Here is a 14,641-nt window from a genome sequence, read left to right on the forward strand (position 1 = left end):
GGTGTCGCAATTTCAAGCAACAAAAAAGACGTATCGCCAGTTGACGAAACGCCTTTTTGAGAGATTCTTTTGAAAACCTTCAAGCTTCCAGCAAGCGCACTCTTTACTTGATGCCGCGGGCCTTGAGCAGGGCTTCCTTGAAGTCGGGCACGTGGTCCTTGGCCAGACCGGGGATCATCGCCTGTTTGTCGGATTCACGCATCTTGAGGTGGTAGATCAGCATGTCGTCGGTCAGCTCGGACAGAGGCCCTTCAAATCCCGCTTCTTCGGCCAGTTTGGCAACAAACTGTACCAGGCTGAGATCCTGTTCCTTGATCCAGGCAGGCTGCAACAACTCCAGCAGCTCTTCGATACGATGACATTGCATAGACGACCTCTTTAATCTGTCTTGTGAAACTCAGGCAACCTTACCCATCAAGGCTACTTCGATACGATCCCGCCCATTATGCTTGGCCTGATAGAGGGCCGCATCCGCTTTTTGTATCAGCTCGCTGATGGAGAGGGTCTGATCCGGTACCAGGGTCGCCACCCCGAAACTGCAGCTGACCCGACCGGAAACCAGGGACTTCTGATGGGGAATGCTCAACTCCTTGAGGGCCACCCGCACGTTTTCGGCGATCTGCATGGCCCCCTGCATGCTGGTGCAGGGCAGCAGCAGCGCAAACTCCTCGCCACCGTAACGGGCGGCGAGATCGTCCTCCCGCCGCTGCACCTCGGCCAGCAGACCCGCCACCTGCTGCAGGCACTCATCCCCCAGCTGATGGCCGTAGAGATCGTTGAACTGCTTGAAGTAGTCCACATCCACCAGCACCAGCGACAAGGGAGCCCGGGCACGGTGGCAGCGACGCCAGGCGCGCTCGAGGCAGTAGTCGAGGTGGGCCCGGTTGGCGATGCCGGTCAGCCCGTCCAGCCGGGAGGTGAGCTTGAGGTGCTCGGAGACCGCCTTGAGCTCGGCCACCAGGTCGGCGTTGGAGAAACGGTGATAGAGGGAGGCCACCTGATCCCGCCGCAGGCGACGCAGCAGGGTCGGCAGGAAGACGAACAGGTAGCCGGCCAGCATGCTGGAGACGATCCGCTCCTGCTCGTTGCCCGCCCCCAGTTCGAACACCATGGCCAGCCCGAGCGGCAGCACGGCGCCATAGAGGGAGCGGCGACTGCCGAACAGCATGATGGCACTGCCGGTGAGGATCAGGCTGGCGAGCATCATCATGGCGGCGCGGTAGGTATCGGGCAGCTTGTCCATGTAGAGCAGCACGCCCAGCGCCCAGATGATGGAGGTGATGGTCACCCCGATGAAGAGTTCGCGCTCCAGCACCGGCAGCGGGATCTGTGCCAGCCTGGGCTGGCGCCAGCGCAGATGCCAGCCCCGGCAGAGCAGCAGCAGCATCACGCTCGCCAGCCAGCCGAGCGCCTCGCTGGCGGGCAGGTAGTCGTGGAATAGCAGGCTCCAGCCAAGTGCCAGCAGACCCAGGCAAGGCAGGCTGAATGAGGCGTGGGTATAGAGCTGGGCCATGATGGCCTGCTTTACCTGACGTGTCACACTCTGGGTCAACTGCGTACTCCCTGTACAAGAGCCGCACAGTCTACCACTACCCCTTCGGAGCCAACAATAAAACGTCCGTTATTAAGCGGTTAGTCAGCCTCGCTCCAGCTCGTCGAGGATCGGGCACTCGGGGTTCTCGTCCCCGTGACAGCAGCCGACCAGCCCCTCGAGGGAGCTGAGCATGGCCTGCAGGCCGGCGATGCGGGCGCGCAGATCGACGATCTTCTCCTGCGCCAGCTTCTTCACCTGGGCGCTGGTTCTGTGCTCGTCCCGATAGAGCGCCAGCAGCTCCTGACACTCCTCCAGATTGAAGCCGGTCTCCCGCGCCCGCTTGACGAAGCGCAGCTCGCGCAGCGCCCCCTCGGTGTAACTGCGATAGCCGTTGTCGCTGCGCACCGGCGCAGAGATGAGGCCGATGCTCTCGTAGTAGCGGATGGTCTTGGCGGTCAGTCCCGTCGCCTTGGCTACCTTGCTGATGTTCATGGATGACTCCTTAACGGTTCGATTCAGTGCTGACATGGTGGCTGACCTGAGCGAGCGCCCGCGGTTGCCAGCGTTTCAGTAACAGGGAATTGCTCAAAACTGTGATGCTGCTCAGGGCCATGGCCGCCCCCGCCAGCTCGGGGCTGAGGTAACCCAGTGCCGCCAGCGGAATGCCGATGATGTTGAACACGAAGGCCCAGAACAGATTCTGCTGGATGGTGCGCCAGGTGGCCGCCGAGATGTCGATGGCATCGGCCACCAGCCGCGGATCAGAGCGCATCAGCGTGATGGCGGCGGTCTCCATCGCCACGTCAGAGCCGGAGCCCATGGCGATCCCCACATCCGCCGCCGCCAGCGCCGGGGCATCGTTCACCCCGTCCCCCACCATGGCGACCAGCCCGCGGGTTTGCGCCCGCAGCGCCTCGACCTTCTCCACCTTGCCGGCCGGCAGCACGGAGTCAAACGCCCCGTCCAACCCCAGCTTGGCGGCGATATGGGCCACCGGCGCCGGCGCATCACCGCTCACCAGCCAGCTGGCAATGCCGCGCTGGCGCAGGGTAGCGATGGCCTCGGGGCTCTCCGGTCTCAGGGTATCGGCCAGGGCGGCTATGCCCGCCACCACGCCGTCGATGGCCACCCAGACCCGGGTCGCGCCGTCGGCGGCTTGTTCATCCTGTTGTGGTACGTCAATGCCGAGCTGGGCCAGCAGACTGGCATTGCCGATGGCGACCGTGTGACCAGCTACCTGACCGACAATACCGGCCCCGACCCGCACCTCCACCGCCTCCGGCTGGGGCAGCACGGCATCCTGACCGGCCGCCTCGCGCATGGCCAGCGCCAGCGGGTGCTCACTCGCCTGCTGCAGTGCGGCAGCGAGGCGCAGCTGCTCGTCGTTGCCGCTCCAGCTCGCCAGCACCGGCCGCCCCTGAGTGAGCGTACCTGTCTTGTCGAAGATCAGCGCCTTGATGGCGTGGGCCTTCTGCAGGGTATCCACATCCTTGATCAGAATGCCGTGGCGCGCCGCCACCCCGGTGCCGGTGACGATGGCGGCCGGCGTGGCCAGTCCCAGCGCGCAGGGGCAGGCGATCACCAGCACCGCCACCGCCGCCAGCAGCGCCTGACCGAAATCGTTGCCGATGGCGTACCACACCAGCAGGGTAAAGAGGGCGATGGCCATCACCACCGGCACGAACACGGCGGAGACCTTGTCCACCAGCTGCTGCAGCGGGGCCTTGCCCATCTGGGCGCTCTCCACCAGGGCGATGATCTTGCTGAGGCTGGAGTCCTCCCCCACCGTGGTTGCCTCGATCTCCAGCACGCCAGAGCGGTTGATGGCGCCACCCAGCACCTTGTCGCCCTCGCCGCGCGGCACCGGCAGGCTCTCGCCGGTGAGGATCGACTCATCCAGCTCGCTCTCGCCGCTCACGATTCTGCCGTCCACCGGCACCCGCTCACCCACCAGCACCCGCAGCCGATCGCCGCGCAGCACCTCGTCGATGGCGACGCTCTGCCAGCTCTCACCGCGCCAGACGGTGGCGGTTTCCGGCCGCAGCGCCATCAGTTCGCGAATGGCGGACTGGGTGCTGCGTCGGGCCCTGGCTTCCAGCAGCTTGCCGAGGGAGATCAGGGTGATGATGATGGCGCTCGCCTCGAAATAGAGCTGGCCGCTGGCGGCCATCCCCAGGGTCAGCAGCAGATAGAGGCTATAGAAGTAGGCCGCACTGGTACCGGTCGCCACCAGCACATCCATGTTGGCGGAGCGGTTCTTGATGGCGAGCCAGGCACCGCGATAGAAGCGGGCCCCGATCCAGAACTGCACCGGGGTGGCGAGCACCAGCTCCAGCCAGGCGGGCAGATGCCAGGGCAGCAGACCGGCCATTGAGAACATGCCCACCAGCAGCGGCAGGGTCAGCAGCGCCGAGACGATGACCCGGGTCTGCACCTGACGGGCACTGGCGGCCTCCTGCGCTTCCCGCTCCAGCAACTGCTGACGGCGGCCGCTGGCCGAGCCTTGCGCCAGCTGGGCACCAAAGCCGAGGGCCTCGATCTGCTCGCGCAATGCGGCGGGGGTCTGCATCCCGGGCACCAGCACAATACGGGCCTGCTCGAGCGAGAAGTTGACGTCGGCTGAGATGACGCCGGGCAGCGCGGCCAGCATCTTGTTCAGACGAGCCGAGCAACCGGCACAGGTCATGCCGCTGATCTGGAAGGAGAGCGTCTCGTGGCCATAGTCATAGCCCTGTGCCTGGATGCTCTCCAGCACCGCCGGCAAACGGTCGAGGCTGGCCAGGTCGATGGCGGCCTGCTCCAGCGCGAAGTTGACGGTCGCCTCGACCCCCTCCAGCTTGTTGAGGGCGGTCGTGATGCGGCTGGCGCAATTGGCGCAGCTCATGCCTGTGAGCGGCAGCTGCAGATGAATGGGTAATTGAATATGAGTGGTCATCTTGTTCCTCCCCGGAACCCGTCGGCCAGAACGAGCGCTGACCAGCAAACCCTAACCTTTACTGTAAGGGTAAGCTCAAGCCATCTGACTCACTTTTTGCAGATGAAAAAACGGCGCCCGTTTGCTGCCAGTGAGCAAACGGGCGCCGACTTCAACTATTGCGCGGTGTGATCGGCTCAGATGCCGTACTGGGCGCGGTACGCCTTCATGGCAGCCAGTTGCGTAGCCAGCTCCGGCTGCTCGGCCTGCTTCTCTTCCAGATAAGCGATCAGATCGCTCATCTGGATGATGGCGATGATGTGGGCGCCGTAGTCACGCTCCACCTCCTGAATGGCGGAGAGCTCGCCCTTGCCCTTCTCCTGACGGTCCAGCGCGATCAGCACGCCAGCCAGGGAGGCGCCGTTGGCCTGGATCAGATCCATGGATTCGCGGATGGCGGTGCCGGCGGTGATGACGTCATCCACCAGCATGATGCGCCCCTTGAGCGGGCTGCCCACCAGATTGCCGCCCTCGCCGTGATCCTTGGCCTCCTTGCGGTTGAAGCACCAGGGCACGTCCACGTCGTGCTGCTCAACCAGCTGTACCGCAGTGGCGGAAGCGATGGGGATCCCCTTGTAGGCCGGGCCAAACAACACATCGAACTCGATGCCGGCATCCATCAGGGCGGCGGCATAGAAACGCCCGAGACGGGCCAGATCGCGGCCGCTGTTAAACAGACCGGCGTTGAAGAAGTAGGGGCTTTTACGACCGGATTTCAGGGTAAATTCACCGAATTTGAGGACCTGCTTCTCCAGGGCGAACTCGATAAATTGACGCTGGTAGGCTTTCATTCTGGCTCCTTGCTTGGCTTGTCGTTTACTGGTGTGGGGGTATAAAAAAACGCGGTCAATGCCGCGTTTTTAAAATCAGGAGAGCGACTGCTTCTGCAGCGCAATGATGTCGGCGATGCCGCCCTTGGCGAGCGCCAGCATCTCCAGCAGCTCTTCGTGGGTGAAGGGCTCGGCCTCCGCGGTGCCCTGCACCTCGATGATGCGACCATCCTCGGTCATCACCACGTTCATGTCGGTCTCGGCGGCGGAGTCTTCGATGTACTCCAGATCGCAGATGGCTTCCCCTTCGAACATGCCGACGGAGACGGCGGCGATCATCTGCTTGAGCGGGCTCTGCTTGATCATGCCCTTCTCCACCATCCAGTTCAGCGCGTCCACCAGCGCCACGCAGGCACCAGTGATGGCGGCGGTACGAGTGCCACCGTCGGCCTGCAGCACGTCGCAGTCAACTGTGATGGAGTGCTCGCCCAGCGCGGTCAGGTCTACCGCAGCGCGCAGGGAGCGGGCGATCAGCCGGGAAATCTCCAGGGTGCGGCCGCTCTGCTTGCCGGAGGCCGCTTCGCGGTTCATCCGGGAGTGGGTGGAGCGCGGCAGCATGCCGTACTCGGCAGTCACCCAGCCCTGGTTCTTCCCTTTCAGGAAGCGCGGCACGCTGGTGTCGACGCTGGCGGTGCAGAGCACGCGGGTGTTGCCGAATTCCACCAGCACGGACCCTTCAGCATGCTTGGTGAAGTGGCGGGTAATGGTGACCGGACGAAGCTGCGCGGCAGTGCGATCGCTGGGACGTGACATGGGACGGACCTCTGGGCTGGCTGAATTGGCGCAGGAGTATAAGTGATCCCAGCCCAAATATCAGCCGCTAAAACCACGCTGTCGGCTGACGGAGCAGGGCTGGCTGAGTATACTGGCCCCACACTTCATCAAGCCCGGAACAATCAATGATTCACAGCATGACCGCCTACGCCCGCAAGGAACTCAAGGGCGACTGGGGCACAGCCGTTTGGGAAATTCGTTCGGTCAACCAGCGCTATCTGGAGACCTACATTCGCCTGCCGGAACAACTGCGCAGCCTGGAGCCGGTTCTGCGTGAGCGCTTCCGCGCCAAGCTGCAGCGCGGCAAGGTGGAGTGCAACCTGCGTTTCGAGGCCGCGCAAGCTGCCGCCAGCCAGCTGCACATCAATGAAGAGCTGGCCAAGCTCATCATCGACAGCGCCAACTGGGTAATGAAAGAGGCGGGCCAGGGTCAGCTTAATCCGGTCGACGTGCTGCGCTGGCCGGGCGTCATGGCTGCCGCCGAGCAGGACATGGACGTGGTCGCCACCGAGCTGCTCGGCGGGTTTGACCTGACCATGGAAGATTTCCTCGCCTCCCGCGCCAGCGAAGGGGCCAACCTCAAGGCCCTGATCGAACAGCGCCTGGCCGGCATTCAGGTAGAAGTGAAGAAGGTGCGCGTGCACCTGCCGCAGATCATCGAGTGGCAGCGTCAGAAGCTCACCGACCGGCTGGCCGAAGCCAAGGTGGAGCTGGATCCGGCTCGCATCGAGCAGGAGATCGTGCTGCTGGCCCAGAAGATCGACGTGGCCGAAGAGCTGGATCGGCTGGAGATGCACATCAGCGAGACCAACAAGATCATGAAGAAGGGTGGCGCCTGTGGCCGTCGCCTCGACTTCATGATGCAGGAGTTCAACCGCGAGTCGAACACCCTCGGTTCCAAGTCCATCAACGCCGAGGTGACCCAGTCCGCCGTGGAGCTGAAGGTGCTCATCGAGCAGATGCGCGAACAAATTCAGAACATCGAATAATCCCGGTTCGATAGCGTGAAAAAGCCATTGGAGACAATGGCTTTTTCTTTTTATGCGGAGCAGGCGCGCACTGGGAGCGTACAGGCGGTGGGCTCGGCCGCCGGGCCGAGATCCCGCACTATGTCGCGGATCACCGCATCCAGCTGATGAAGGCTGTGATGATGGGGCAGGGTGATGAGGTGGGAATGCTCACCCGAGGTCGCCAGGCAATGGCGCTTCCAGGTGCGCTCCGATGGGCGCGGGAAGACCACGGTAATGGAGTGCGGATGCCGCCAGGCCGACACCCCCTGCTGATTCAGCCGCTCTACCAGCTGCTGGGCCATGGCCAGGCAGCGCCCGGTCCGCTCACGCCACTGTGCCAGCGTCCGTCCCTTGATGGCGGCCCACATCAGCAGGGGCGTGAAGCCGCTGCGCGATCCGCTGATGGTCTGATCGCTGGCCGAGATGTAGTCCACCTCCACGGCGATGCGCTCCACAAAACGCCGCCTGGCCAGCACGATGCCGCACGGGATCGGCGACCCCATCATCTTGTGGCCCGAGACACTGATGGAATCGATGCCGTCAGCAAATGAAAAGGGCGGCGCATCGTCCACAAACGGCAGTATCATGCCGCTCAGGGCCGCATCCGCGTGCAGGTAGTAATCCTGACGGGGGATGCCGATGGCCGACAGCCGCCGTTGAATGGCACCGATGTCGTCGACCGCCCCCTTCATGGTGGTACCGATATTGGCAAATATGATGGGATGACGCTCGCCATCATCCACTATCTGCTCTGCCAATTTATCGCAGTCAATTTCCCCGCTGGGCAGTGTGGGAATTTCCTTGGCCTTGATCCGCAGCAATCTGATTATTTTGGCAACCGAATAGTGTGTCTCTTGTGAATAATAGAGGGTGCCTTCAGGAAACAACTCTCTGGCAAGATAACAGCCAAACATATTGCCTTCGGTGCCACCATTGGTCACATAACCCCAGCTCTGCTCTGGCGGGATTGAAAATAGCGATGAGAAATAGTGCATGACCTCTCGCTCAAATTCGAAGGTATTGAGCAAATAATTTCCAGGCGCCCCCCAGTCGCCACAGTTATTGATAGAAAACTGTAAAAACTTGTGCAGCTGGGAATAATCAAAGTCGGCAGCCTCCGGATAACCGACATTGAAATATTGATGGGTAAGGCAGAACTGCCAAAACTGCTCGAGCCTGTGCTGATCTTCTGCTGACAGCGTCATGATGGTGTCCGTGGCGAGCGCCATGAACTGGCGCCGCCCTTGCTGAATGATAAGAGCAATGCGTGAAATTGATTGAATATATACAGCCAGTCAGGCCGCCTGGGAGCCGCTCAGGAGCGCCCACCAGGCTGACAGGGTGGGCCTGCGCGCCAGCTCGTCAAAGCCGACATCGACCCCCTGAGCCTTCAGCTCTGCGGTAAAGCGCATGATGCTGAGGGAGTCCAGCCCATACAGCACCAGACTCTCCTCCGGATCCAGCTCCCCCTCCTCCACCAAGCTCTGTACTCGTTCATTCAACCACTCACGGGTCATGAATGTTGGTCTGCTCATGTTATTTCCTCACTGTCTGTCATGGTTATTTCTAGTCGTGATTGTTTAATCAACGCCCCCACCCAATTGCTGAAAACTGGATCGACGACTGCCAAAAAAGAGGCCCAGTCATACCGGCCTGAAATACCGTCCAGAGTCATCTCTGGCCACGACTGATGCCAATTTAATTAAGCGACTTATCGATATAACCATATGGGTTGACGGATTAAATTAACCTTGAAATGAAAATCATTCTCACCTTTAAATATATAAACAACGAAACACGACAAGTTGTCAACGCCATGAATGAGATGAAAGAACTGACCGCGATGCAGGCGGCTTGCTGGATGGGACGCAGCGCGCATGCCCATCTGGGGGGCGTCAGTGCCCACCTCTACGCCGAGTTTGACGGCCCGGCCCTCGATCTGGCGCGCCTGCACGGTGCGCTGGAGCGTCTCTATCAGGCGCACCCCATGCTGCGCCTGACCGTCACCCGGGACGGCGCCCAAACGCTGGGGGAGCCTGCCCCGGCCGTGCTGGAGATAGATGATTTCCGCTCCCTGAGCGGCCAGCCACTGGCCGATGCCTTGGCCCGCAAGCGGCAGGAGTGGACCCATCAGCAACTCGATCTGAGCCGGGGCCAGGCGGCCCGCTTCTCCGTCACCCGGCTGGCAAACCAGCGCCAGCGGCTGCACATCGACACCGACATGATGGCCATCGATCCCTCCAGCGTGCGGATCCTGCTCGCCGATCTGGCCCAATGGTACGAAGAGCCGGAGTGGACGCCGCCGCCAGCCCCCTCGTTTTTTGCCTGGCACGAGGCTGTGCAGACGCGCCTGCGCGCGCGCCGGGAACAGGATCGGCAGTGGTGGCGACAGCAACTGCCCGCGTTGGCGCCGGCGCCCACCCTGCCACCCGCTCCGCAGCAGACTCCCCCCGCCAGCGAGCGTCTCAGCGCCACTCTGGATGCCGCCACCTGCCAGGCCCTCACCGCCCTGGCACGGCAGCGGCGCCTGACCCTCTCCAGCCTGATGCTGGGCGTCTTTGCCCACGCCCTGGGCAAGGCCACCGGCGACAGGCGTTTTCGCCTCAATGTCCCCTTCTTCTGGCGCGAGCCCGTGCTCGGCAACGAGCAGCGGATCGTCGGCGAGTTCGCCAACCTCACCCTGGTGGACGTGGACCTTGACCAGGCCGGCACGCTGGATGCGCTGTGCCGGCAACTGGCGGCCCAATGGCACCAGCGCCTCGGCCACGGCGCCTATTCCGGCGTGGCGGTGATGCGCGATCTCTCCCGCCACCACGGCTCGGCCCAGCTGGCCCCCATCGTCTTCACCGCCGCCCTGGATCTGGAAGGGGGCTCGCTGTTTGACGAACGGGTGCACAGGGTCTTCGGCGCCATGAACTGGGTCATCTCCCAGGGCCCCCAGGTGGCGCTGGATGCCCAGCTGGTGCGCCTGCGCGGCGAACTGCTCATCAACTGGGACGTCCGCCTCGATGCCCTGCCGCGCCCCTGGATCACCGCCCTCTTCGACGATCTGGTGACACATCTGCGCCAGCTGGCGCGGGATCCCGCCCTGCTCGACGCCCAGCTGCACCGCCGCCGCGAGGCCCCCCTGACACCGCTGCAGCAGGCCTACCTGCTCGGTCGCACCACCCAGTTTCCGCTCGGGGGTGTGGCCATGCAGGAGTACCGGGAGTACCGCGGCAAGATGGAGCCGGCGCTGCTGCGCGCCCGCCTGCGGGAGATGGTGCAGCGCCACGATGCGCTGCGTACCCGCATCGATTCCGACCGCCTGGTACAGGTCGTCGATGACGAGGCGCACCTCAATCTGCACGAACAGGACCTGCGTCAGCTGACCGAAGAGGAGGTGTCTCCCAGGCTCGCTCGCCACCGGGAGGCATACAGCCATGCCCTGTTCGACCTGACGCAGTCCCCCTGGGATCTGACCCTGCTGCACCTGCCGGGAGACGAGCTGGTCGCCTTCGTGCGCATCGATGCCCTGATCCTGGATGGACACGCCATCGCCACCCTGATGCGCGAGCTGTTCGAAGGGATAGTGGCCCCCGCGCTGCCCTTCCCGCCCGCTCACGAGCCCACGGCGGCGCAGCGGGAGCAGGCCGGGGACTACTGGCGGCGCAAGCTGGCCAGGCTGGAGGGGCCACCGCGCCTGCCCTGGACCCAGCCGCTCGAAGGTCTGCGCTGTGCCCGCTACGCACGCCAGCGGCAACGCATACCTGCCGGGCAGGCGGCCGCGCTCTACAAGCTGGGTGCCCGCCAGCACCTGTTCAAGAACACCACACTGATGGCCGTCATCCTGGAGGTGCTCTCCCGCTGGCGCGACGAGGGGGATCTCTGCGTGGCCGTGCCGGTGGCCCCGCCACCCGGCGGGCCGCTGACCAACCGTTCCAGCTTTATCGCCCTCACCTGGCAACCCGCGGAGGGCACCCTGCTGGAGCGGGCCCACATCCTGCAGCAGGACGTCATGGAGGGGCTGGATCGGCTCGCCTTCTCCGGGGTCGATATCGCCCGCCAACTGGTGGAGACCCATGGCGGCGGGCCCGCCCTGCCCGTGGTCATCACCAACGGATTGGCCTGGCCGGTGACCGCGCCAGAGAGCCCCATGCAGTGGCAAGGGGGCCTGACCCAGACACCCCAGGTCGCCATGGACATTCGCATCAGCCAGCAGGCCGACGGTACCCTGGTGCTCGACATCGACTACACCAGCGAGGCCCTGGAGGCCGCGCTGGTGAGCGATCTGCTCGCTGCCATGGCGCGTGCCGTGGCCCGGCTGGCGGAGGGAAAGGCATTTCACCTCCCAGATCTGGTCACCCCCCCCCATGCCCGTCACAACAGCCTGCCGGACGCCGCCTGCCACACCGACTTCCTGCAGCGCATCGCCGATCGCCTGTTCCATCCGCAGCACGAGGCGGTGGCCCTGATCCAGGGGGAACGACGGCTCAGCTACCGGGAGCTTGGTCACGGCGTGGGGCGAGTGATGCATGCCCTGAGCGAGGCCGGCATCGAGGCCGGGCAGGTCGTCGCCATCTGCCTGCCGCGCAGCCCAGAGCACACCATGGTGACCCTGGCCTGCGCCCTCAGCGGCATCATCTGGGTGCCCGTCGATGCCGCCTCGCCAGCCGAACGCCGCCGCTATCTGCTGGACAACTGCTGCCCCGATCTGGTGGTGGCAGAGCCAGGCGCAGAGACGGGCCACCCCACGCTGACCCCGGCCCCCCTGCTGGCCGGCTCCGACGCCCCCCTCGGCACGCCTTGGGCGGGGCACAGTGCCCGCACCACGCCGGCCTACTACCTCTATACCTCAGGCACCACGGGGCGCCCCAAGTGCGTGGTGCTGAGCAACCAGGCCACCGCCAACGTGATCGGCAGCACCCTGCAGCGCTGGAACATCACAGAGCAGGACAAGTTTCTCTCCGTCACCCCGCTGCACCACGACATGTCGGTCTTCGACGTGTTTGGCTGCCTGACCGCCGGCGCCACCCTGGTGCTGCCGGAGCCCGGCGCCGACAAGGACGCAGTGCACTGGGGCCGGCTCATCGCGCGCCACGGCGTCACCCTCTGGTGTTCGGTGCCGGCCATGCTGGAGATGCTGCTCGCCTGCCACCCGGTCGACACGCTGCAGAGTCTGCGGCTCATCGCCCAGGGGGGGGATTACATCAAGCCGGGCATCATAGAGCGCCTGCGCACCGGCCTGCCTGTCGCCCGCCTCTTCTCCCTCGGCGGGCCGACTGAAACCACCATCTGGAGCATCTGGCACGAGATAAGCGCCGACGATCGGCAGCGCATCCCCTACGGCACACCGCTGCCGGGCAATGCCTACTGGCTGCTGGACGAGCGCGGTGAACACTGCCCACTCGGGGTGGCGGGCCGTATCCATACCAGCGGTGTCAACCTGGCCCTCGGCTACCTCGAACAGGGGCAGCTCGTCCAGACCGACTTCGTCACCCTCACCGATGACAGGGGCCAACCGGTGCGTGCGTTTCGCACCGGCGATCGGGGCCGCTACCGCCGCGACGGCACCCTGCTGTTCGACAGCCGGGTCAACGGTTACATCAAGGTGCGCGGGGTGCGTGTCTCGCTGCCCGACGTCGAGAGCGCCCTCATCACCCATCCGGCCCTAGCCCAGGTGCTGGTGGTGGAGTACGGCGACGAGCGACAGGGGGAGCTTGGGATCGGGCTGCTCTACGTCTGCGCCACCGGCCACCGGCTGGACCCGGCCGCCCTGCGCGAGTTTGCCCGCGCGCGGTTGCCGGCCTCCCATGTGCCGACCCGCGCCCTGGCCGTCGAGCAGTTGCCCCTCACCGCCAACGGCAAGCCGGACAAGCCCGCCGCACGCACCCTGCTGGCGCAACCCGCCCCCCGTCACGGGGTACTCGACATCTATCTGGAGGTGCTGGGCGCGGCACCGGGCAGTGCCGACAGCCGGCAGCCCTTTACCGCGCTGGGGTTGCGGCCCCAGCACCTGAAGACCATTTCGGCCCGGCTGCGCGAACGCTTCGCCGTGGAGCTGTCACCGGGCCAGCTGCTGGCCTGCCGCACGGCGGCCGACGTCGAGGGGCTGCTGGCCAGCGTGCACGCCTGACCCTGCGCCCCGGCATGGCCGGGGCGCATCACCTTTTTTTGGGAGTGTTTATGGAGACCACACACGTGGATATCGCCGGGGTTGGCATCGGCCCCTTCAACCTGGGGCTGGCCGCCCTGCTGGACCGACATCCCGAGCTGAGCGGGGTGTTTCTGGACCGCAAACCGGCCTTCAGCTGGCACCAGGGGCTCCTGCTGCCGGGCACCACGCTGCAGGTGCCCTTCCTGGCCGACCTGGTCACCCTGGCCGACCCGACCCATCCGCTGAGCTACCTCAACTACCTGCACCGGCACGACCGGCTCTACCCCTTCTACTACTACGACCACTTCCAGATCCCGCGCCGCGAGTATGACCACTACTGCCGCTGGGCCGCCGAGCAGCTCCCCAGCTGCCGCTTTGGCGAAGAGGTGGTGGCGGTGCATTACGATGCGGGCAAGGAGCGTTTCTGCCTCGAGAGCCGCGACGCCGACGGCCGGGCCCACCACTACCAGAGCCGTGATCTGGCCATCGGCATCGGCACCCGCCCGGCCCTGCCAGCCTGGGCGCAGGGGATCGAACACCCGAATCTGCTGCACTCCGCCGACTTCCTGCACGCCAGGGAGCGCCTGGCCGCCTGCCGCCGGGTGACCGTGGTCGGCTCCGGGCAGAGTGCGGCCGAGTGCGTGCTGGCCCTGTTCCAGACGCTCACGCCGGAGCGGGTGGCCGCCGGGGCGGCCATCCAGTGGATCACTCGGGCCCCCGGCTTCCACCCCATGGAGTACTCCAAGCTGGGGCAGGAGTGCTTCACCCCCGGCTACATGGACTATTTCCAGCGCATCCCGCGGGAGAAACGGCGCGCCATCGTGGCCGGACAGGGGATGCTCTACAAGGGGATCAGCTTCGCGACCATAGGCGCCCTGTTCGACCTGATCTACGAGCGATCCATCGGCGGCCAGACACCCGGGCTGACCCTCTTCTCCAGCTGCAATCTGGAGGCGGCCGAAGTCCTGAGCGACGGAGCCCTGCGTCTGACCTGCCACCACACCCAGCTCGATCAGCGTTGTACCCTCGAGGCCGATGCCGTGGTGGCCGCCACCGGCTATGCCCACGCCTGGCCCGCCTGGTTCGAACAATTGAAGGGCGAGGTGCTGGCCGTGGACGAACAGGGGGACTGCATAGTGCAGGAGGACTTCACCGCCCGCCGCGCCGATCGGGGCACAGGCCGGGTCTTCATCCACAACGCCGACATCTTCCAGCAGGGGGTAGGCTCGCCGGATCTGGGGCTCGGGCCCAACCGCAATGCCCGCATCCTCAACCAGCTGCTGGGCCGCGCCCACTACCACCTGCCCGCCCGCACCACCTTCCAGCACTACGGTCTGCCGACCGACTGAGCCAAACAGTGAGCCCCCTTGCGGGGGCTCACGC

Annotated in this window: 11 protein-coding genes; 3 read left to right on the plus strand and 8 right to left on the minus strand. The window is 64.8% G+C overall.

What is annotated here, in order from left to right; translation table 11 throughout:
• Positions 1 to 103: 103 nt before the first annotated feature.
• The 6 genes from G5134_RS07280 to rph all read right to left on the minus strand — a co-directional run bounded on the left by G5134_RS07280 (position 104) and on the right by rph (position 6,091).
• Positions 104 to 367, minus strand: a complete 264-nt coding sequence (locus G5134_RS07280; protein ID WP_005306857.1) for a YihD family protein — start codon at positions 365 to 367, stop codon at positions 104 to 106.
• A gap of 30 nt (positions 368 to 397) precedes the next feature.
• Positions 398 to 1,552, minus strand: coding sequence for a GGDEF domain-containing protein (locus tag G5134_RS07285; RefSeq protein ID WP_005306862.1), 1,155 nt, complete (start codon positions 1,550 to 1,552; stop codon positions 398 to 400).
• 84 nt (positions 1,553 to 1,636) lie between these two features.
• The gene (gene cueR, locus G5134_RS07290) at positions 1,637 to 2,026 is read right to left on the minus strand and encodes a Cu(I)-responsive transcriptional regulator (protein WP_010635698.1); all 390 of its coding nucleotides are present in this window, start codon (positions 2,024 to 2,026) and stop codon (positions 1,637 to 1,639) included.
• Positions 2,027 to 2,036: 10 nt separating this feature from the next.
• A complete protein-coding gene (locus tag G5134_RS07295; protein ID WP_065018443.1) occupies positions 2,037 to 4,469 on the minus strand; it encodes a heavy metal translocating P-type ATPase in 2,433 nt (810 codons plus the stop codon).
• Positions 4,470 to 4,645: 176 nt separating this feature from the next.
• Positions 4,646 to 5,299: an orotate phosphoribosyltransferase gene (gene pyrE / locus G5134_RS07300; RefSeq protein WP_010635696.1), complete on the minus strand. Its 654-nt coding sequence runs from the start codon at positions 5,297 to 5,299 to the stop codon at positions 4,646 to 4,648.
• Between the two features lie 75 nt (positions 5,300 to 5,374).
• Positions 5,375 to 6,091, minus strand: a complete 717-nt coding sequence (gene rph / locus G5134_RS07305; protein WP_010635695.1) for a ribonuclease PH — start codon at positions 6,089 to 6,091, stop codon at positions 5,375 to 5,377.
• 146 nt (positions 6,092 to 6,237) lie between these two features.
• Between rph and G5134_RS07310 the strand changes: the two genes are divergently transcribed.
• The gene (locus G5134_RS07310) at positions 6,238 to 7,101 is read left to right on the plus strand and encodes a YicC/YloC family endoribonuclease (protein ID WP_017781293.1); all 864 of its coding nucleotides are present in this window, start codon (positions 6,238 to 6,240) and stop codon (positions 7,099 to 7,101) included.
• A gap of 50 nt (positions 7,102 to 7,151) precedes the next feature.
• Here G5134_RS07310 and G5134_RS07315 read toward each other — a convergent pair whose 3' ends face one another.
• Complete coding sequence (locus G5134_RS07315; RefSeq protein WP_082970172.1) at positions 7,152 to 8,351, minus strand: histidine decarboxylase; 1,200 nt, start codon at positions 8,349 to 8,351, stop codon at positions 7,152 to 7,154.
• Between the two features lie 66 nt (positions 8,352 to 8,417).
• On the minus strand, positions 8,418 to 8,657 hold the full coding sequence (locus G5134_RS07320) for a phosphopantetheine-binding protein (protein ID WP_005306882.1): 240 nt from the start codon (positions 8,655 to 8,657) through the stop codon (positions 8,418 to 8,420).
• Between the two features lie 290 nt (positions 8,658 to 8,947).
• Here G5134_RS07320 and G5134_RS07325 point away from each other — a divergent pair, with 290 nt between their 5' ends.
• Positions 8,948 to 13,237 carry an amino acid adenylation domain-containing protein gene (locus G5134_RS07325; protein ID WP_421231931.1) on the plus strand — a complete coding sequence of 1,430 codons (4,290 nt, stop codon included), beginning with the start codon at positions 8,948 to 8,950 and terminating at the stop codon, positions 13,235 to 13,237.
• A gap of 65 nt (positions 13,238 to 13,302) precedes the next feature.
• Entirely contained in the window at positions 13,303 to 14,607 is a 1,305-nt protein-coding gene (basC, locus tag G5134_RS07330) for a putative histamine N-monooxygenase (RefSeq protein WP_421231935.1), read from the plus strand.
• Positions 14,608 to 14,641 lie beyond the last annotated feature (34 nt).

Origin of the sequence: Aeromonas sp. 600276 (assembly GCF_049175815.1) — a bacterium.
Lineage (GTDB): Bacteria > Pseudomonadota > Gammaproteobacteria > Enterobacterales > Aeromonadaceae > Aeromonas > Aeromonas dhakensis.